Here is a 19,316-nt window from a genome sequence, read left to right as displayed (position 1 = left end):
CGGCCGCCCGCCTGCCGGCGCCGCCCGTCCCGCAGCTTCCCCGCCCGGCGGGTGAGCCGAACTCACCCGGTCCGGGTGAGACGCAGCGGCGCGGCGGGTATCCGTGCGGACATGCCGACGACCGGAGACGCCACCGCCGACCGGGTGCTGCTCGCGCTGCTGACCATGCAGCGCGAGTCCTGGGAGCAGGGGATCCTCGGTCAGGCGCTACTCGACCTGGGCCTGGACGAGGCCGCCGTGCTGGCCGCCGACGCCGCTGTGACCCGGCAGCGGCCGGACGGGCGGCTCGGGGAGCCGGCCGGCTCGGTGGGCGCGGTGAACGGCGCCGCGTGCGGCGAGGTGGTCCGGCACGCCGCGCGCCGCACCGGCGACCGGCGGTACACCGAGGCGCTGGACGCCCAGCTCGACTGGCTGGACGGCGGGGCGCCGAGGGCCACCGACGGCACACTGTTCCACCTGCTGGACGCCCGCCAGGTCTGGGCGGACACCATCTACATGGTGGTGCCGCTGCTGGCGCTCACCGGCCGGACGGAGGCGGCCGCCGCCCAGGTCGCGGGGCACCGGCGACGGCTGTACGACGCGCGCACCGGCCTGTACGCCGCCCGCTGGGACGAGGACCGGGGCGAACCGGACCGGCCCGGCCCCTGGGGCACCGGCAACGGCTGGGTGGTCGCCGGGATCGCCCGCGCGCTGCGGCTCGCGCCGGAGTGGCCCGGCGACGTCCGCGCCGAGCTGGCCGGGCACGTGGAGGAGGTGCTGACCGCCTGTCTCGCGTACCGCGGCGCGGACGGGCTCTTCCCCGACGTGCTGGACGAGCCGGGCGCGTTCCGCGAGGCCAACACCGCCCAGTTGCTCGGGTACGCGGCCCTCACCGGGGTGGCCGACGGATGGCTGTCCCGGTCCTGGTACGACGTGGGAGCGGACCTGCTCGCAGCCGCAACCCGGCGCGTCGACGCGTACGGCCGGGTGACCGGCGTCAGCGGGGCGCCGGACTTCGAGCGCCCGGGCACCTCGCCCGAGGCACAGGCGTGTCACCTGCTCGGGCACGCCGCGCTGCGCCGGGCGGGTGCGGCGCTCAGCGCAGGATGAGCCCACGCACGTACGCGGCCTGACCGAGGTGCTGGAAGTCGTCGTCGAGCACGCTCACCAGCCGCACCCCGAGCGTCACCGGCGGATCCCAGTTCTCGTCGACCACCCGGTCCAGGTCGGCCGGACGCAGTCCGCGCAGGTATCCCAGGCTCCGGTCCACCACCGCCCGGTGGTAGTCCAGCAGCACGCCGCCGTCCTCCGGGCGTACCCCGGCGATCTGCTCCGGGCCGTGCCCGAAGCCGGTGTCGGCGGGGTCGGGCCGCAGGCCGCACCGCGCCGCCCAGTCGCCGGTGGTCCAGAGCTGCGGTTCCCCCATCACGTCGGCGACGTGGTCGTCCTGGATCCGGGTCAGGTGCCAGACCAGCCAGCCCACCGGGTTCGCCCCGTCGGCCGGCGCCCGTCGCAGTTGGGCCGCGTCGAGCCCGTCGAGCGCCCCGGCGACCAGATCGGGCAACCGCCCGTACGCCTCGGTCAGCACGTCCGTCGCGTCCACGCGTCCCTCACTCCTCTGCCGTTTCCTGCCGTCCCTCGGGCAGTACCGCCCAGCGTGCCCGGCAAACCTCGGCGCGGGCACCGGCTCTAGGGTGGTCGCGTGGTCGCGGCGCTGGAGCTGTATCTGGACACCGACGCCACCCGGCGGATCCGGGTGCTGTGGGATCTGCTGGAGTCCGACGGGGTGCCGAGCATGCGGTCCCTGCTGGCGCAGCGGCACCGCCCGCACGTCTCGCTGGCGGTCGCGCCCCGCCTCGACCCGCACCGCGTCGCCGAGGCGCTCGCCGGAACCGTGGTGGCCGCGCCGCTGCGGCTGGAGTTCCAGCACGCCGGGCAGTTCCTCGGGCGGGTGCTCTGGCTCGGCCCGGCGCCGACGCCCGAGCTGCTGGCGCACCACGCCGCGGTGCACGAGCGGCTGGCGCGGGCCGGTGTCGAGGTGGTGGAGCACTACCGGCCGGGCCGCTGGGTGCCGCACTGCACGCTGTCGATGCGGGTGCCGAACCCGCTGATGGGCGCGGCGGTACGCCGGTGCCTGGAGGTGCTGCCGCTGACCGCGACTGTGGTCGGCGCGGCGGTGGCCGACCACGCCCGCGACATCTCCCACCCCCTGCCCTGACAACCTCCCCACCGCTCCCCGAAGTGGTGCCATCCCACTCCATGATCAACACCAGCTCGGGGAAATGGTGGCATCAGACCACCGTTGATGCAGCCACCTCCCCGAACCGGTGTCGATCTTGGGCGGGGCGGCGCAGGTGAGCCGGAGTCACGTCAGGGGGAGGCGGGGTCGGTGCCGGTGAGGTCGACCAGGAAGGTCGGGTAGTCCGGCTGGGGGCATCTGTCGCCCCGGTGGCCGAGCCGCTCGTAGAACGGCGCCGCCCGCTCGTGGTGGGCCTGCCACTCCAGGTGCCGGGCCCGCCCGCCGGCCCGGTGGCGGACCGCGGTGAACAACGAACGGCCCACCCCGTCCCGGCGGCGGTCCGCCCGGACGTACAGGTCGTGCAGGCGTACGGTGCGGTGCGCGTCGCCGGAGCGCAGGTGCGGCCCGTGGTCCTGGGCGGCGGCGTATCCGATCAGCCCGCCCGCGTCGGTGACGCCGAGCAGGGCCCACCGGCTGTCGGCGAGCAGCGCGGCGAACCGCAGCCGGTGGACCTCCGGCGAGTCGTCGCCCACGCCCATGTCCCGCAACATCGGCCACAGGCTCGGCCAGTCCGGTACGCGCAGGTCCCGCACGATATCGACATTCGTCCAGGATGCGGGCACGACAGCGGGGCGGCGACCGGGTTTCGCGCCATCTGCGGCTGCCCTGACGATCGGGGCCGAACCGAAGCAAGCTGGTAAAAGCGCAGGTCAGAGCCATTCTGGCCACCCGAAGACGTGCGGCTGGAGCGGCAGCGAAGCACGTCGAAGGAGAGCCTCATGGCCGCACCCGTCGTCCGTTCCGTCACCGCCGACCAGACCGTCCTGCTGCCCGGGCAGTCGACCACCGTACGGGTCGACGCCTTCCACCCCGACTCACGGCTGCTGACGCTCACCGGCCGGGTCAGCGACCCCACCGGTGTCACCTGGGACAGCCCGGTCCGGGTGGACCTGAGCGTCCCCCTGACGATCCAGCTCGCCGGCGCCTCGCCGGGGGTGACTGTCACACCGAGCGGCACCGATCCGGGCCGCTTCACCGTCACCGTGCTGGCCGGCCGGGGCACGGTGACGCTGACCGCGACGGCGCGTGACGGCGCCGGCCGCACCGGCACGGGCACCACCACGCTGACCGTGCCGCTGCTGGTCGGGATGAGCGCCGAGAAGGGTGCCCGGACCCAGCGGGCGGTGGCCGACTACCCAGGCATCCGCTACATGCGCGACTTCGGCACGGACAGCCCGGACGCGGACGCGCTGCCGGAGCTGCCCGCGCTGAACGCCGGCAAGTTCGCCGACGCGCCCTCGGCCGTCATGCACGTCAGCTGGAAGGACGACGTCGAGCAGCTGGCCGGCTGGCTCGACGGCGTGAACCGCCCGATCTACCTGACCTGGTACCACGAGCCGATGGGCGACGTGGCCCCGGCCACGTACCGGGCGACGGCGAGCCGGGTGACACAGATCCTGGCCGCGCACCGCAACCGGCGGTGGGTGCTCGGGCACGGGCCGATCGTGACCCGCTACTGGCTCGACGAGGGGCGCGGCAACCCGGCCGACTGGGGTTACCCGGGCATGACCCACTACGGCGTGGACTGCTACTCCCGGGACACCGCCGCGTACTGGCCCGCCTCCCGCATGTTCGGCGTGGCCTTCGGCAAGGTGCGCGCCGCGTACCCGGGCATCCGGCTCCTGGTGCCCGAGTACGGGCTGAGCCGCGTCGCCGCGGACACCACCGGCACGGGCCGGGCGCGGACGATCCGTGAGCACGTCACCTGGCTGCGCCAGCAGAACGACGTGGACGCGATCGCGTACTGGAACAACTGGGCCGAGTTCGAGCTGGGCGACCCGCCGCCCGAGGCCACGGCCTGGCGCGATCTCCAGGTGGGCCCGGCATAGACTGGGCCCATGAGGCGGAGTCGTTGACCGGCGGGAGCGGGTCGCACCCGGGCTACTCACACGGCTGCCTCGCCTACGACGACCCGGTCGCGCTGCGCACGCTGGCGGTCGAGCAGGTCACTGCCGGTCTGGCCGCCGGTGAGCAGGTCTGGGTGGTCTGTCCGCAGGATCGCGCCACAGTCACCGGCTGGTTGGCCTCCGTCCCGGGGGTCGACGCCGCGCGCCGGCGGGACGCGCTACGGCTCGTTCCCGTCGGCGAGGCGTACCGGCACGACGAGGTCGTCGACCCGGAGCGGCAGGTCCGGGCGTACGTGCGGGCCACCACCGAGGCGCTGACCGCCGGGCACACCGGCCTGCGGGTGGTGGCCGAGGCGACCGGCCTGGTCCGGACCACCGCCCAGCGGGACGCGTTCGCCCGCTACGAGCACCGGATCGACCACTGGATGCGGCACCGGCCGATGTCGGCGGTCTGCGCCTACGACCGCCGCCAACTGGACGACGCGGCGATCGCCGAGCTGGCCTGCCTGCACCCGGAGACCAACGCCGACGTGCTGTTCCGCCTGCACGCCGGCGGCGGCGACTCGCTGGTGGCGCTGGCCGGCGAGCTGGACCCGTCCAACCACCGGGAATTCGCCGCCGCGCTGGAGCGGGCCGACCCGCGGCCGGTGGCGGGCCGGCTCGTGTTCGACGGCGCCGAGCTGCGGTTCGTCGACCACCGCAGCCTGCTGCACCTGCGCGACCACGCCCGCCGGCACGGCGCCGTCGCGGTGCTGCGCACGCCGAGCCGCGCCCCGGCCCGGCTGGTCGGCCTGCTCGGTCTGGCCGAGGTACGGGTGGAGGTCGTCCGATGAGGAGCGGCGCGGCCTCCGGCCACGTGGGCTACTTCCACGAGGCGTTCGTCTATAACTCCGACGAGGAGTTGCTGGCGGTGACGCTGCCGTTCCTGCTGGACGGGATCGCGGCCGGCGAGCCGACGGCGGTGAACCTGGACGAGCGCAACGCCGCGCTGGTGCGCCAGGCGCTGCCCACCGGCGCCGAGGTCACGTTCCTGCCGGTCTCCGACGTCTACGCCCGGCCCAGCGTCGCGCTGCGCTCCTACCGGGAGCTGCTCGCCTCGTACGTGGCGGCGGGGGCGGCGCAGATCCGGATGGTCGGCGAGCTGCCTCCGGTGCTGCTCGGCGCGACCTGGGACTGGTGGGCGCGCTACGAGTCGGCGATCAACCACGCCTACGACGACTTCCCGCTCTGGGGCATCTGCGCCTACGACCGCCGGGGCACGCCCGCGCACGTGCTCGCCGACGTGGCGCGTACCCATCCGCTGGTGGCGCGGCCGGACGGCGGGCACGAGGCGGCCGGTCTCTACACCGAGCCGACGAGCTACCTGACCGAGTTCCGTCCGGCGCCCGCGGACCCGGTGCAGCGGACCACGCCGCTGGTCGAGCTGGTCGACCCGACGCCGGCCCGCGCCCGCGCCGCGGTGCACGCCGCCGACCGTGGCCTGCTTCCACCCGACGGCCTCGACGGGCTGGTCATCGCCGTCAGCGAGGTGGTGAGCAACGCGCTGCGCCACGGTGAGCCGCCGGTGTGCCTGCGGTTGTGGCGCGCGCCGGACCGGATCGTGGCGACCGTCCAGGACCGGGGCACCGGACCCAAGGATCCGTACGCCGGGCTGCTGCCGGCGGGCGACGGCTCCGACGGCGGGCTGGGCCTGTGGATCAGCCACCAGAGTTGCGACCATGTGACGTACCACAGGGACGCGGGCGGCTTCACCATCCGCCTGACGGCGGGGAACCCGCACTTCCCGGTCTGACCGCGCCGCCGGTCGGCGGGCAGCGGGGCGGGGCGGGGCGAGCCCCGCGCGCGGACGCGGTACCGTAGCGCCTCATCGTGCCCTGCGGGGCGGTCATCCGCCGGCCTGGCGCTGGCGAACCGACGGAGGATGGCGCATGTCAAACGGTGCCGAGCCGTTCGCACCCCACGACGACCTGTCGGCGCGACCGCGGTTCGATCCCGCGTTGCGCGGCTACGACAAACGTCAGGTGGATCGGTACGTCGAGCAGGTCGACGCCGAGGTGAGCGCGCTGACCTCCGCGCGGGACCGGGCGTACGCGCAGGTGCGCGACCTGACCGCGCAGGTGCAGCGGGCGCAGGCCGAGGCGGTGGAGCTGCGCGACCGTCCGTCGTCGGTGGACCGGGCGTCGTTCCGCGACCTCGGCCCGATGGTCGACCAGATCCTGGACCTGGCCGAGAAGCAGGCCGGCCAGATCACCGACGTGGCCACCCGGCGCGCGGAGGAGGTCCAGGGGCAGGCGGAGAAGCTGCTCGCCGCCGCGCACGAGCAGGCCGCGCGGGAGCGGCGGGAGCTGGACGAGGAGCTGTCCGCCCGCCGGGGCGAGCAGGAGCGGGTGGACGAGGAGCGGCGGGCCGCCGCGCAGGCGGAGCTGACCGCGGTGCGGGAGCTGGCGGAGAAGCTGCGCGTCGAGGGTCAGGCCGCGCACGACCGGGCCCAGCAGGAGGCGAAGCGGATCACCGAGCAGAGCGCCCAGCAGGTCGAGCAGGCGCGCTCGGCGTCCGAGGCGCTGGTGAAGGCGGCGCGGACGCAGATCCAGCAGGAGGTCCAGGCCAACCGCAGCAAGGCCCAGCAGGAGCTGGCCCAGTGGCAGGCCACGATGGCCAAGGAGCTGGACGAGCGGCGGGCCGCCGCCGAGCAGGAGCTGGCCGACCGGGCGGCCGCCGCGGAGAAGGACATCGCCGCGCTGGTGGCCGAGGCGCAGCAGTACGCGACCGAGGTCCGGGAGCGGGCCGACGAGGAGACGGCGGCGCACCAGGAGCAGCTCGCCGGTGTGCAGCGGGAGATCCAGCAGCGGCAGGAGACGCTGACCCAGCTCAAGTCGGAGCTGGAGACGGTTTCCCGGCAGCTGGAGGACACCCGCCGGGAGATCGCCACCATCGAGCGGACCGGCGCGGAGGTGGAGGAGCGGCTGGTCGGCGTACGCCGGGAGCTGACCGCGGAGAGCAAGCGGCTCGACGAGGCGCGGCGCGCGGCGGACCTGGCCGAGCAGCACGCCAAGGAGACCCGGGCCCGGGTGCAGCGGGAGGCCAAGCGGGTCGCCGACCTGGCTGCGGCGGCGGTCATGGCGGCCGCCGCGGGCGGCGGGGAGACCGCCGAGTACCCGCAGGTGGCGGCGCGCCCGCCGATCACCGTTCCGGCCGAGGTGACGCCCCGGGCCGTCGACGGGCGGACCGGGCCGGACGCGATCGAGCCGGACCGGTCGGAGCCGCCCGCCGTGGAGCCCTTCGTCGAGCGGCTGGACGGGCCGAGCTTCGACGCGTTCGCGGTCCGCACGCCGGCCCCGCGCGGGGTGCCGGAGGCGGAGACCACGGGTACCGACAACGGCGTGCCGGCCACCGCCTGAGCGATCGGCGCCGCCGGTCCGGGCCGGCGGCGCCGCCTTGCCCATCGACCTTGCTATATGCAAATATTTGGATCGATCTGCTGGTGCATCTCGATCTTTATCCGGGGGTTGACGGGTATGCGGAAGATTTCCTCGATCGGCGCCGCCGTGGTCCTGACCGTCGCCTCGGCGGGCGCCGTGGTGGCCGGCACGGCCGGACCGGCCAGCGCCGGGTGCAGTCACTCGCACTCCAACGTGGACAGCAAGTTCGGCCAGCTCTTCAACGCCACGAACGTCAACATCCGCACCGGCCCGCACACCAGCTGCGGCTCGGTCGGGTACGGGCAGCTCAGCCACACAGTCGACTTCCACTGCTTCGGCAGCGGCGACCGGGTGACCGCGAACGGCCACACCACCTACACGTGGACCTACCTGCGGGACGTCACCACCGGCAGGTCCGGCTGGGTCGCCGACGCGCTGCTGGACAACCTCGGCGGCAACGTCGCCTGCTGACCGGGCGGCCGAGCGGGACCGCGGCGGGCAGAATGACCCGGGATGACCGGCCTGGGGGCGGTGGGAGGCGGTCAACTCGTCGCTGCGGCCCGACCCGGAGCTGCTCGCCCACTTCACCGCCGACGACCACGCGCTGCCTGTCGCCCGGATCCTGTCGCACTACGCGGTGCACGGCGGCTTCCTCGCCGAGGGCCAGTTGCTCGACGGGGTGGACCGGATCCGGCACCTGCCCGCCGTGATCGTCAACGGCCGCTACGACCTGTGCTGCCCGCCGGTGTCCGCGTTCGACCTGGCCCGCCGGTGGCCGGAGGCGACGCTGCGGATCGTGCCGGACGCGGGGCACTCCGCCGCCGAGGCGGGCGTGATCCGGGAGGTGCTGCGCGCGCTCCACGAGGTGACCAGCGAGGGTCGGCTGACCGGGCGGCGGACCCGCACCGGTCCGCGCCTGGTCATCGGCGACCGCCGCTGGCAGGATCGGCCGGGTGACGGGTGCGCTGTACGCGGTCAGTGACCTCCACGTGTCGTACGCGGAGAACCGCACGGTGGTCGACGGCCTGCGGCCGCAGACGGCGGACGACTGGCTGATCGTGGCCGGCGACGTCGGCGAGGTCTTCGCCGACGTGGAGCGGACGCTGCGGCTGCTGCGCGACCGGTTCGCGCGGGTGGTGTGGGCGCCGGGCAACCACGAACTGTGGACCCACCCCAACGACCCGGTGACGCTGCGCGGGGTGGCCCGCTACGACGCGCTGGTGGCGATGTGCCGTGAGCTGGGCGTGCTGACCCCGGAGGACGACTATCAGGTGTGGCGGGGCGCGGGCGGGCCGGTCACCGTGGCGCCGCTGTTCCTGCTCTACGACTACTCGTTCCGCGCGCCCGGCACCACGACGAAGGAGGAGTCGCTGCGCGCGGCGTACGACGCCGGTGTGGTGTGCACCGACGAGATGCTGCTGCACCCCGATCCGTACCCGGACCGGGAGTCCTGGTGCGCGGCGAGGCTGGCGGTTACCGGGCGGCGGCTGGAGGCCACCGATCCGGCGCTGCCCACAGTGCTGGTCACCCACTGGCCGCTGGTGCGGCAGCCCACCGAGGTGCTCTGGTTCCCGGAGTTCGCACAGTGGTGCGGCACCGATCAGACGGCTGACTGGCACGTGCGTCACCGTGCCGCCGTCGCGGTATACGGCCATCTGCACATCCCGCGCACCACGCACTACGACGGCGTGCGGTTCGAGGAGGTGTCGCTGGGTTACCCGCGCGAGTGGCGGCGCCGCGGCGGCGTACCGGCACCGATGAAGCGGATCCTCGGATGATCGAGGTACTGCTGCCGGCCGGGACGCCGGCCGTCGAGGCGTTCACCGACGTGCCGGACGAGGCGCCGTACCCGGGCGAGGAGGACCTGGTGGCGCGCGCGGTGGCCGCCCGCCGCCAGGAGTTCGTCACGGCTCGCCGCTGCGCGCGGGAGGCGCTGGCCTGCCTCGGGTATGCGCCGGCACCGATCCGGCCCGGCCCCCGGCGGGAGCCGGTCTGGCCGGACGGCGTGGTGGGCAGCATCACGCACTGCACCGGCTACCGGGCGGCGGCGGTGGCACCGGCCGGCGCGCTGGCCGGGCTGGGCATCGACGCGGAGCCGCACGAGCCGCTGCCCGACGGGGTGGCGGGCGTGGTCCTCACCGCGGGCGAGCCGGACCGGCTGGCCGCGCTGCGCGCCGCCGACCCGGCGACGCACTGGGACCGGCTGCTGTTCAGCGCCAAGGAGTCGGTCTACAAGGCGTGGTATCCGCTGACCGGGCGCTGGCTCGGATTCGAGGAGGCGGAGCTGACGTTCGACCGGTCCGGCCGGTTCACCGCCCGGATCCTGGTCGACGGCACCCGCACCGACGGCGGCCCGGCGCTGGACGTCCTGGACGGCCGCTGGCTGGTCGCCGGCGGGCTGCTGCTCACCGCCGTGGTCGTGCCGCACCGGCAGTGACCGGCGATACCGCGATTGTTCCGGTTTGCCCGCCCCGAGCGAGGGTAGGGCCGAAGGGGCCTGGACATTTCGCTGTAGGAGGACAGGTCCTGATGGAATCCAGCAAGCCCACCCAGATCGTCAAGGGTGTCGTCGAAGCCGCCGTCGAGAAGGTCGGCGACGCGCTGACTCCGGACGTGCCGGGCGCTCCCGGCAGCGCACCGCCGTCGTTGGAGGAGCCGACCACGCCGCACGGGCCGCTGCCGCCCAAGGACGAGCAGGGCGCGCCGGACACCCGGACCCCGACCGGCGCCGAGACCGGCGTGCCGAAGATCGCCAAGGGGCAGCAGGGCGCGTACCTCACCACCGCCAACGGGGCCCGGCTGCGCGACACCGACCACTCACTCAAGGCCGGTCCGCGCGGCCCGGTCCTGCTCCAGGACCACCACCTGCGGGAGAAGATCACCCACTTCGACCACGAGCGGATTCCGGAGCGGGTGGTGCACGCCCGGGGCGCGGGCGCGCACGGCGTCTTCGTCGCCAACGGCGCGGCGGAGAAGGTCACCCGGGCCGGGTTCCTGAAGAAGGGCCGCGAGACGCCGGTCTTCGTCCGCTTCTCCACGGTGCTGGGATCGCGCGGGTCGGCGGACACGGTCCGCGACACCCGTGGCTTCGCCACCAAGTTCTACACCGACGAGGGCACGTTCGACCTGGTGGGCAACAACATCCCGGTGTTCTTCATCCAGGACGCGATCAAGTTCCCGGACGTCATCCACGCCGGCAAGCCGCACCCGGACCGGGAGATCCCGCAGGCGCAGAGCGCGCACGACACGTTCTGGGACTTCGTCTCGCTGCACACCGAGGCGCAGCACCACACCATCTGGAACATGTCCGACCGGGGCATCCCGCGGTCCTACCGGACCATGGAGGGCTTCGGCGTGCACACGTTCCGCCTGGTCGACGAGGCCGGGGCGACGGTGCTGGTCAAGTTCCACTGGAAGCCGAAGCTCGGCGTGCACTCCCTGGAGTGGGAGGAGGCCCAGCTGATCAGCGGCATGGACCCGGACTTCCACCGCCGCGACCTGTACGACGCGATCGAGGCCGGCGCGTACCCGGAGTGGGAGCTGGGCATCCAGGTCTTCCCGGACACGCCGGAGGAGACGTTCGCCGGGGTCGACCTGCTCGACCCGACGAAGATCGTGCCGGAGGAACTGGCGCCGGTGCAGCCGATCGGCACGCTCACCCTGAACAAGACGCCGACCAACTACTTCGCCGAGGTCGAGCAGGTGGCGTTCCACGTCGGGCACCTGCCGCCGGGCATCGACGTCACGAACGACCCGCTGATGCAGGGTCGGCTGTTCTCGTACGTGGACACGCAGCTCACCCGTCTGGGCGGGCCGAACTTCACCCAGATCCCGATCAACCGGCCGCACGCCGACGTCAACGACATGCTGCGTGACGGCTTCCACCAGCACGCGGTGCACGCGGGCGTGGCGCCGTACCGGCCCAACTCGCTCGACGGCGGCAACCCGTTCCCGGCCGGTGACCGGGAGCACGCGTTCGTGGACACGCCGGTGACGGTGGCCGAGGCGCCGAAGGTGCGGGCCGCGCCGGCGTCCTTCGACGACCACTACAGCCAGGTACGCCTGTTCTGGCAGAGCATGTCACCGGTGGAGAAGGAGCACATCATCCGGGCGTACACGTTCGAGCTGGGCAAGTGCTACCACCAGGCGATCAAGGAGCGGCAGCTCCAGTGCCTGGCCAACGTCGACCCGGTGCTGTGCGAGCAGGTCGCGACCGGCCTGGGCCTGCCCGTGCCGCAGCCCACCGTGCCGCCGGCGGAGGTGCAGCCCAGCCCGGCACTGTCCCAGGTGGGCCGGGAGTGGCCGGCCGACGGCCGGATGGTCGGCATCGTGGTCGACGCCCAGGGCGACCTGGGCGACGTGCACGAGGTACGCCGGGCGGTGTTCGACGCCGGCATGGTGCCGCTGCTGATCGCCGCGCACGGCGGCACCGTCGACGGGCTGCCGGTGCAGCGCACGTTCGCCACCGGCCGCTCGGTCGAGTTCGACGCGGTGCTGCTGGCGGGCGCACCGGCCCCGGCGCCGGACGCGCTGCCGGCCCGCGACGCCAAGGCGGGCGCTGCGGGCTCCCCCACCGTCGACCCGCGGGTGCTGCTGCTGGTCGAGGAGGCGTGGCGGCACGCCAAGGCGATCGGCGCCTGGGGCGCGGGCGCCGAGGTGCTGCACCAGGCCGGTGTGACGGGCACGCCGGGCGTGGTGACCGGTGGCTCCGGGGCCGAGGTGCTCACCGAGGTGCAGCGGCTGATGGCGGCGCACCGGGTCTGGGAGAGGTTCCCGGCCTCGGTCGCCTGAGCCCGAGTCGCGCGTGGGGCGGTCCCGGACGGGGCCGCCCCACGCTGTGCGTACACCGCCGGTCACTCATCGACGATTGTCGTTAACGCCTTAGTTGATACTCTTTGATATTTGGGCCACCTTGAGGAAGACCCCCAATCCGCCCCCGTCCCCGGGAAGGCCCTCGATGCCCAGACCTCACCTCCGGCGGCGCCTCGCCACCGGTGCGCTCGCGCTGGCCACCACCGCCGCGACGCTCACCCGGTCGCAGATCTGGGGCTGCTTCGGAGGCGCCAACCAGGTCTGGCGGCTGCCGGCCTGATCGGGGCCTCCCCGCCGGGCGGCCCGGCCCGGCGGGGACCGGTCTCACCAGCGGTTGCGGGCCTCCTCGGCCCAGCCGACCAGGCCGTCCAGATCCACGCGCTCCCCGTCGCCGGTCGCCGCCCAGCCGGTGAAGTGCCCGAAGCACTGATGCGTCTCCCCGGCCAGCACGACCAGATTGGTGCGGGCCACCCGCTCGTGGAACGGGTGGAACGTCACGTCCACCCGGTCGCCGGTGATCCGCCACGGCCGCAGCCAGTCGGTGCGGTCGTACTCCCAGGCCAGTTCCGCGCCGATCTTGTGCAGCCGCCCGTCGACGAACACCGCGTTCTCGGTCGAGCCGGTGCCGTCGGTCCACGTGCCGCCGAGCTGGATCGCCCGGCCCGGTCCGCTGCCCGCCGCCCAGTTCCACCGCACCGCGTACCGCCACTTGCCCCGGCCGTGGTCGAGCGCCGCGTACGACCCCTCCCCCACCGGGTACGCCGTACCGTCCACCGTGATCGTGCCGTGGACCGGCCGGCCGATGTCCTTGACCGTGTACTGGAACCGGCGGGTGCTCCACGGGACCACCACGCCGAGCGACTCGTGCCCCGGCGGCAGCGGCACGGTCAGGTCCACCTCGACGCCGGGCGCGGTGGCCCGCACCGTGCTGCCGTCCGGGCCCTGGTCGACGGCGACTGTCAGCTTCCCGCCCCGGGCGCGGACCGCACCGGAGCCGCTGACCGGCGGCAGCACAGTGCCCCGGGCGAACGGCACCACCGCCTCCACCGTGGTCTCCCGGCCGGTGCGCCGGTCGAGCAGGTAGAGACTCTGCACCCCGGCGTAGTCCAGCGACGACGCGACCAGGCCGAGGATGTGGGTCGGGGTGACCACGCCCCAGTGCTCCCACCGCTTGGCCCGGCCCCAGCCGCGCAGGTTCGCCCGGTGCAGCGGCCGGCGGCTCCAGCCGACCGCGTCCGGGTTCAGCCGCCCGTCCGGCCGGCACAGGTCGACCGGCTCGGTGATCTCCCGCTCATGCGTCATCGCCGCAGGCTACCGGCGACGGCGGGGGCCCGGCGGGCGGCCTGGGCGGCCGTCCCGCCGGGCCGTCGCGTCAGCGGCCCCGCTTGGCGCGGCAGATCTCCACCGGCACCGCCGGGGCGCCGTCGACCGGAGCCGGATCCTCAGGGGTGGGCGCGATGCCGCCGGCCGAGATCCGGTCCAGCGTGGCCAGCCCGGACGCGTCGACCTGACCGAACACGGTGTAGTTGGGGCGCAGCGCCGAGTCGGCCTGCACCAGGAAGAACTGGCTGCCGTTGGTGTCCGGACCGGCGTTGGCCATGGCGAGCGTGCCGCGCGCGTACAGGCGGCGCACGCCGGTCGGGTCGGTCGGCGCGGGCGGCAGGTCGGTGGGCAGCTCGTCGCGGTAGTGGTAGCCCGGGCCACCCTCGCCGGTGCCGGACGGGTCGCCGCACTGGAGGACCGTCAGCGTCGGGTACGCGGTGAGCCGGTGGCAGGGCGTCCGGTCGTAGAAGCGCTTCCGGACCAGGTGCAGGAAGCTCTGCACCGTGCACGGCGCCTGCTCGCGGTCCAGCGTCAGCCCGATCGGCCCCTGGTTGGTGCGCAGCGTGACCCGCACCGTGCCCCGGTCCGGCGTCCGCCGCGGGTCCGGCGGCAGCGGTACCGGCCGGGCGGCCGGCTCGTCCGGCGTGGGCGTGTACGCGCACGGCCCCTTGGTCGGCGCGGGGTCGGCGGCGGGCGCCGCGGTCGCGGCGACACCTGCGGCGGCGACGATCGTGGCGGCGGCCACGCTCACCCCGGCGAGGCGGGCCAGCAGGGGTAGGGCGGCGTGCGTTCGGGTCTCGCTCGACACGGTGGTCCTCCCTGGACTCGTGGTACCAGAACGACCGGAGTCTATGGATCGGGTCACCCGATGTCGACGCGGGCGCTCCGGCGGGTCGAAAGTCGGTTGCCGGCCCGCGCCTGCTTCCGAGAAGGTGATCGGCATGACGTTCTGACGGATCGCATCCCCGCCCGCAGGCCCTCGCCGCCTGCCGTCTCCCGCCTCTCTTTCCGCAGAAACGAGCGTCTGTGTCCGCGCCCCCCTCCGGGCGGGCCGTCGTGCCCGCCACCGTCTCCGTCTTCTCCTCCCCCGGTAGCTGGATCGAGTCCGCCGCGCTCGACCAGTGCCGCCAGGTCGCCGCCCTGGACGGCATGGCGCACGTGGCCGCCATGCCGGACCTGCACCCCGGCAAGGGCGCCCCGATCGGCGCCGCGATGTCCTCGACGGTGCTCTACCCGTTCCTCGTCGGCTCCGACATCGGGTGCGGCATCGCGGTGTTCCCGATCGCGCTGCGCCGGGTCGTACCGGAGCGGCTCGCGGCCCGGTTCCCCGACCTGGACCGGGCGCTCGACCCGGACGCCGACGACCCGGCCTGGTCGGTGCTCGACGGCGACGTGCCGGGCGGTCACCTCGACGGGCTCGGCACGGTCGGGCGCGGCAACCACTTCGTCGAGCTGGCCCGCGTCGGGCCGCTCCTCGCGCCGGAGCACGCCGCACGGCTCGGGCTGGACGCCGGTGACCTGGTGCTCGTGGTGCACTCCGGGTCGCGCGGGCTGGGCGAGCGGATCCTGCGCGAGCACACCGAGACGCACGGCGCCGGTCCCGCGCCCGACCCGGACGCCTACCTGGCCCGGCACGACACGGCCGTGCGGTGGGGTTCGCTCAACCGGCGGCTGCTGGCCGCACGGGTCGCGTACGCGCTCGGCGCCGAACCCACCGAGCCGGTCGTCGACCAGTGCCACAACCTGGTCGAGATCCGCGACGGGCGCTACCTGCACCGCAGGGGCGCGGCGCCGGGCGACGGCCGGGACGTGCTGATCGCCGGCACCCGTGGCACACCCTCCTACCTGGTGGCGGCGCACGCCGGGCCGGACGCCGGCTACTCGGTGGCGCACGGCGCCGGACGCAAGATGTCCCGCGCCGACGCGCTGCGCCGGGGCCGGGCCAAGCACACGGTCGAGGAGCTGCGCCGGACGCCGGTCGGCTCGATCGTGGTGTGCGGCGACCGGCAGTTGCTGTTCGAGGAGGCGCCCACCGCGTACAAACGCATCGAGCAGGTGATCGGCGACCTGGTGGCGCACGATCTCGCCACGCCGATCGCCACCACGGTTCCGCTGGTCACGTACAAGACGCCGGACCTGGGCCGCCGGGACGAGCGCCGGAAGGGCCGCCGGTGACCGAGCTGCTGCTGTCCGCCGGGCGCGGACCGGCCGAGTGCGCGTGGGCACTGGCCCGGCTGCTGTCCCGCCTGGAGGGTGCGGCGGCCCGGCGGGGCCTGCGTACCGAACGGGTCGAGACGGTGCCCGGCGACCGGGCCGGCACCTACCGGTCGGTGCTGGTCCGGATCACCGGTGCCGGGGCGGAGGCGTTCGCGGCCGGGTGGACCGGCACGCTCTGCTGGCAGGCGCCCAGCCCGTACCGGACGGGGCACGGACGGAAGAACTGGTACGTCACCTCGCGGACGTGCCGGACCAACGTGGTGGTCACGCCGTTCCACGAGGCCGACGTCGAGTTCGTGCCGTGCCGCACCGGCGGGCCGGGCGGCCAGCACCGCAACAAGGCGAGCACCGCCGTCCGGGCTACGCACCGCCCGTCGGGCCGGACCGTCGTGGTCGACACCGAACGGCACCTGCACCTCAATCGCCGTATCGCCGCCGAGCTGCTGCGGCAGCGGATCGCCGCCGACGACGAGGCGGCCCGGCGCGCGGGTGTCGACGCCCGCTGGCGGATCCACGACGAGCTGGTCCGCGGCGACCCGGTACGGGTGGAACGGCCGTAGGGCGGCCGGGCCGGTGACCCGTGCCCGCCCGGCCTCAGCCGACGAAGACGCAGAACGGGTGGCCGGCCGGGTCGGCGTACACCCGGAGCGGCTCGTCCGGGTCGTCTGACCGGTCCCGCAGCAGCCGCCCACCCAGCGCGAGCACCCGCTCGTGCTGCCGGTCCAGCTCGGTCACGGACGGCACGGTCAGGTCGAGGTGCAGCTGCTGCGGCACCTCGCCCTCCGGCCAGGTCACCTCCGGCAGCCGGTCGACCTGCTGGAAGGCCAGTTGCGGCACGCCCTCCGCGGTCCGCAGCACCAGCCAGTCCCGGCCGCGCTCGTCCGGTTCCCCGGCGGCCGGGGGCTCGTCACCGGGCCGGTAGACCAGGCCCAGCAGTACGCGGTAGAACTCGGCCAGGGCGCGTGCGTCGGTGCAGTCCAGCACCACCTGGCACAGCCGCAGGCCCGGTCCGTCGGTCACCATGACGTTCTCCTGCCCGCGCGGGGCCCGGCCCAATCCTGCGCGTCAGCGGCCCCGGCTACGGTGGGGCGCGGCGCGGGCGGCCGGCGTCCGGCGCAGTCAGGGAGGCAACGGATGCGCCTGCACGTCGGGTGTGCGATGTGGACGCACAAGTCCTGGTCCGGCCGCTTCCTGCCGCATCCACTGCCCGCGCACGAGCGGCTGCGCGCGTACGCCGGGTGGTGCGACGCCGTGGAGGGCAACACCACGTTCTACGCGACGCCGGCCCGGGAGACGGTGGCGTCCTGGGCCGAGCAGACCGGCCCGGGCTTCCGTCTCCTGCCGAAGCTGCCGAAGGTGGTCACGCACGAGCGCCGGCTCACCGGCGGCGAGACGGAACTGCGGGCGTTCCTGCACGCGATGGAGCCGCTCGGTCCGCGGGCGGACGCGCTCTGGATCCAGTTGCCCGGCTCGTTCGGCCCCGGTGACGTGCCCGACCTCGACCGGTTCCTGCGCACGCTGCCCGCCACCCACAGGTACGCCGTCGAGGTTCGCCACCCCGCCTTCTTCACCGAGACCGGTGCGGTCCGCGAGCTGGAGGCGACGCTGCACCGGGCCGGCGCGGAGTGGATCCCGTTCGACACCACGGCGTTCTTCCGGACGCCGCCGACCAGCGACGCGGAGCGGGAGGCGTGGACGCGCAAGCCGCGCCTGCCGCTGCGTACCCGGGTGCTGACCGACCGGCCGATCGTGCGCTACCTCGGCCGGGACGACCCCGCCCGCACCGTCGAGGGCTGGCAGCCGTGGCTGGACGTGGTCACCGGCTGGCTCCGGGAGGGCCGCTCGCCGACCGTGTTCGTGCACACGCCGGACAACGCCGACGCGCCCGAGCTGGCCCGCCGCTTCCACGATCAGGTCCGCGAGCGCGTGCCCGGGCTCGCGCCGCTGCCCGAGCCGGAGCCGGTCGGTCCGGCCACGCTGTTCTGAGCCCAGTGCGGGTTCCACCGCGTGTGACGGTAGGACTGGTCGCCGGGCGGTCACCTGACCTCCCACTTCCTGGTCAACGACGTGTCCGACAGCGGCCGCCGGCCGGCCATGTCCCCCGGCCCACCCGCAGATCTTGGTAGGAATGGCCTCTGTAGGGGACATTTCCTACCAAGATCTACCGGCATCTCAGAATGCGCTCCGCGACTCCCGACTGACGGGAGGCGCGACCCATCCGGGGGCGAGCGGACGACCCCGACAGCGGCGATCTTGCACTTTCGGCCCGGGCAGAAGGGATATTCCCGGCATCTACCGGGCCGCAAGTGCAAGATCGCGAAGAGCGGGCGGGGGCGGGGCCGGCGGGGGTGTGAGGATCGGGGGTATGCATGCGGTGGTGTTCGAGCGGTTCGGGGTGCGGCCGGAGGTCCGGGAGGTGGACGACCCGGCGCCGGCGCCGGACGGCGTGGTCGTCCGGGTCGGCGCGACCGGCCTGTGCCGCAGTGACTGGCACGGCTGGCAGGGCCACGACCCGGACATCCGCCTGCCGCACGTACCGGGGCACGAGTTCGCCGGTGTCGTCGTGGCGGCCGGCGCGGACGTCAGCGGCTGGCGGCCCGGCGACCGGGTGACCGCGCCGTTCGTCTGCGCGTGCGGGCGATGCCCGTCCTGCCTGGCCGGCGACCAGCAGGTCTGCGAGCGGCAGACCCAGCCGGGCTTCACCGGGTGGGGCTCGTTCGCCGAGCTGGTCGCGGTGCGGCACGCCGACGTCAACCTGGTCCGGCTGCCGGACGAGCTCGACGAGGCGGCCGCCGCCGCGCTCGGCTGCCGCTTCGCCACCGCGTTCCGGGCCGTCGTCTCGCAGGGCCGGGTGGCGGCGGGCGAGTGGGTGGCCGTGCACGGCTGCGGCGGCGTCGGCCTGTCCGCGGTCATGGTCGCGGCGGCGAGCGGCGCGCGGGTGGTGGCGGTGGACGTCTCACCGGCCGCGCTGGAGCTGGCCCGCCGCAGCGGCGCCGCCGTCTGCCTGGACGCGGGCCCGCTGGACGGTCCCGGCGAGGTGGCCGCCGCGATCCGGGAGGCCACCGGCGGGGGCGCCCACCTGTCGCTGGACGCGTTCGGCAGTCACGCCACCTGCGTGGCGTCGATCGAGGGCCTGCGGCGGCGCGGCCGGCACGTGCAGGTCGGGCTGCTGCCCGCCGCGCAGGGCCGGCCCGCGCTGCCGATGGACCTGGTGATCGCGCACGAGCTGGAGCTGCGGGGCAGCCACGGTATGCCGGCGCACGCGTATCCGGAGATGCTGCGGCTGGTCACCGCCGGGGTGCTGCGCCCGGCCGAGCTGGTCACCGGAACGATCGACCTGGCTGCCGCGCCTGACGCGCTGGCCACGATGGACCGGCCGGCAAACGCCGGGATGTGCCTGATCCGTCCCTGAACGGGCAC

21 protein-coding genes are annotated in these 19,316 nt (G+C 74.6%); 16 read left to right on the top strand and 5 right to left on the bottom strand.

Translation table 11 applies throughout. The features are described 5' to 3' along the window. The first annotated feature begins 111 nt into the window (after positions 1-111). Entirely contained in the window at positions 112-1,089 is a 978-nt protein-coding gene (locus KSK32_RS21900; protein WP_216932884.1) for a glycoside hydrolase family 88 protein, read from the top strand. Here the strand turns inward: KSK32_RS21900 and KSK32_RS21895 are convergent. Further along, a complete protein-coding gene (locus KSK32_RS21895) occupies positions 1,076-1,582 on the bottom strand; it encodes a DinB family protein (protein WP_216932883.1) in 507 nt (168 codons plus the stop codon). The genes KSK32_RS21900 and KSK32_RS21895 overlap by 14 nt on opposite strands. A gap of 99 nt (positions 1,583-1,681) precedes the next feature. Here KSK32_RS21895 and KSK32_RS21890 point away from each other — a divergent pair, with 99 nt between their 5' ends. Beyond that, entirely contained in the window at positions 1,682-2,197 is a 516-nt protein-coding gene (locus KSK32_RS21890) for a 2'-5' RNA ligase family protein (protein WP_216932882.1), read from the top strand. Between the two features lie 152 nt (positions 2,198-2,349). Here the strand turns inward: KSK32_RS21890 and KSK32_RS21885 are convergent, their stop codons facing one another. After that, positions 2,350-2,811 (bottom strand): GNAT family N-acetyltransferase, encoded by a 462-nt coding sequence (locus tag KSK32_RS21885; protein ID WP_289256359.1) that lies wholly within the window; start codon positions 2,809-2,811, stop codon positions 2,350-2,352. A gap of 186 nt (positions 2,812-2,997) precedes the next feature. Between KSK32_RS21885 and KSK32_RS21880 the strand changes: the two genes are divergently transcribed. The 10 genes from KSK32_RS21880 to KSK32_RS34220 all read left to right on the top strand — a co-directional run bounded on the left by KSK32_RS21880 (position 2,998) and on the right by KSK32_RS34220 (position 12,636). Beyond that, entirely contained in the window at positions 2,998-4,107 is a 1,110-nt protein-coding gene (locus KSK32_RS21880; RefSeq protein ID WP_216932881.1) for a hypothetical protein, read from the top strand. A 23-nt stretch (positions 4,108-4,130) separates the two neighbouring features. Beyond that, positions 4,131-4,958: an MEDS domain-containing protein gene (locus tag KSK32_RS21875; protein WP_216932880.1), complete on the top strand. Its 828-nt coding sequence runs from the start codon at positions 4,131-4,133 to the stop codon at positions 4,956-4,958. Next, positions 4,955-5,917, top strand: a complete 963-nt coding sequence (locus tag KSK32_RS21870) for an anti-sigma factor RsbA family regulatory protein (RefSeq protein ID WP_216932879.1) — start codon at positions 4,955-4,957, stop codon at positions 5,915-5,917. Before KSK32_RS21875 ends, KSK32_RS21870 begins: the two co-directional genes overlap by 4 nt. Positions 5,918-6,053: 136 nt before the next feature. After that, positions 6,054-7,523 (top strand): hypothetical protein, encoded by a 1,470-nt coding sequence (locus KSK32_RS34385; RefSeq protein ID WP_216932878.1) that lies wholly within the window; start codon positions 6,054-6,056, stop codon positions 7,521-7,523. Positions 7,524-7,640: 117 nt separating this feature from the next. After that, positions 7,641-8,015 carry a hypothetical protein gene (locus tag KSK32_RS21860; RefSeq protein WP_216932877.1) on the top strand — a complete coding sequence of 125 codons (375 nt, stop codon included), beginning with the start codon at positions 7,641-7,643 and terminating at the stop codon, positions 8,013-8,015. A 166-nt stretch (positions 8,016-8,181) separates the two neighbouring features. Continuing rightward, entirely contained in the window at positions 8,182-8,526 is a 345-nt protein-coding gene (locus KSK32_RS21855; RefSeq protein WP_254187144.1) for a hypothetical protein, read from the top strand. Beyond that, positions 8,498-9,322: a metallophosphoesterase gene (locus KSK32_RS21850; protein ID WP_216932876.1), complete on the top strand. Its 825-nt coding sequence runs from the start codon at positions 8,498-8,500 to the stop codon at positions 9,320-9,322. The genes KSK32_RS21855 and KSK32_RS21850 overlap by 29 nt, the downstream gene beginning before the upstream one ends. Beyond that, the gene (locus KSK32_RS21845) at positions 9,319-9,981 is read left to right on the top strand and encodes a 4'-phosphopantetheinyl transferase (RefSeq protein WP_216932875.1); all 663 of its coding nucleotides are present in this window, start codon (positions 9,319-9,321) and stop codon (positions 9,979-9,981) included. Before KSK32_RS21850 ends, KSK32_RS21845 begins: the two co-directional genes overlap by 4 nt. Before the next feature lie 92 nt (positions 9,982-10,073). Further along, positions 10,074-12,335, top strand: a complete 2,262-nt coding sequence (locus KSK32_RS21840) for a catalase (protein WP_216932874.1) — start codon at positions 10,074-10,076, stop codon at positions 12,333-12,335. A 166-nt stretch (positions 12,336-12,501) separates the two neighbouring features. Further along, positions 12,502-12,636: a hypothetical protein gene (locus KSK32_RS34220; RefSeq protein ID WP_256451501.1), complete on the top strand. Its 135-nt coding sequence runs from the start codon at positions 12,502-12,504 to the stop codon at positions 12,634-12,636. A 44-nt stretch (positions 12,637-12,680) separates the two neighbouring features. Here KSK32_RS34220 and KSK32_RS21835 read toward each other — a convergent pair whose 3' ends face one another. Together KSK32_RS21835 and KSK32_RS21830 are read right to left on the bottom strand one after the other, a co-directional pair. Continuing rightward, positions 12,681-13,658, bottom strand: a complete 978-nt coding sequence (locus KSK32_RS21835; protein ID WP_216932873.1) for a DUF2804 domain-containing protein — start codon at positions 13,656-13,658, stop codon at positions 12,681-12,683. A 70-nt stretch (positions 13,659-13,728) separates the two neighbouring features. After that, positions 13,729-14,487, bottom strand: a complete 759-nt coding sequence (locus KSK32_RS21830) for a peptidylprolyl isomerase (protein WP_216932872.1) — start codon at positions 14,485-14,487, stop codon at positions 13,729-13,731. A gap of 218 nt (positions 14,488-14,705) precedes the next feature. Between KSK32_RS21830 and KSK32_RS21825 the strand changes: the two genes are divergently transcribed. Further along, positions 14,706-15,854 (top strand): RNA ligase RtcB family protein, encoded by a 1,149-nt coding sequence (locus KSK32_RS21825; protein WP_216932871.1) that lies wholly within the window; start codon positions 14,706-14,708, stop codon positions 15,852-15,854. Next, a complete protein-coding gene (gene prfH, locus KSK32_RS21820) occupies positions 15,851-16,456 on the top strand; it encodes a peptide chain release factor H (RefSeq protein WP_216932870.1) in 606 nt (201 codons plus the stop codon). The genes KSK32_RS21825 and prfH overlap by 4 nt, the downstream gene beginning before the upstream one ends. 34 nt (positions 16,457-16,490) lie before the next feature. Here prfH and KSK32_RS21815 read toward each other — a convergent pair whose 3' ends face one another. Further along, complete coding sequence (locus KSK32_RS21815; protein WP_216932869.1) at positions 16,491-16,919, bottom strand: VOC family protein; 429 nt, start codon at positions 16,917-16,919, stop codon at positions 16,491-16,493. A gap of 135 nt (positions 16,920-17,054) precedes the next feature. On the opposite strand from KSK32_RS21815, the gene KSK32_RS21810 reads away from it, so the two are divergent. Together KSK32_RS21810 and KSK32_RS21805 are read left to right on the top strand one after the other, a co-directional pair. After that, positions 17,055-17,882: a DUF72 domain-containing protein gene (locus KSK32_RS21810; protein ID WP_216936278.1), complete on the top strand. Its 828-nt coding sequence runs from the start codon at positions 17,055-17,057 to the stop codon at positions 17,880-17,882. A gap of 379 nt (positions 17,883-18,261) precedes the next feature. Continuing rightward, positions 18,262-19,308 (top strand): zinc-dependent alcohol dehydrogenase family protein, encoded by a 1,047-nt coding sequence (locus KSK32_RS21805; RefSeq protein WP_216932868.1) that lies wholly within the window; start codon positions 18,262-18,264, stop codon positions 19,306-19,308. The last annotated feature ends 8 nt before the right edge of the window (positions 19,309-19,316 follow it).

It is taken from the genome of Micromonospora sp. WMMB482, assembly GCF_019038635.1.
In the GTDB taxonomy this organism is placed as follows: Bacteria; Actinomycetota; Actinomycetes; order Mycobacteriales; family Micromonosporaceae; genus Micromonospora; species Micromonospora marina.
The sequence above is the reverse complement of the archived record's forward strand: the minus strand, read 5'-3'. Positions and strand labels throughout refer to the sequence as shown.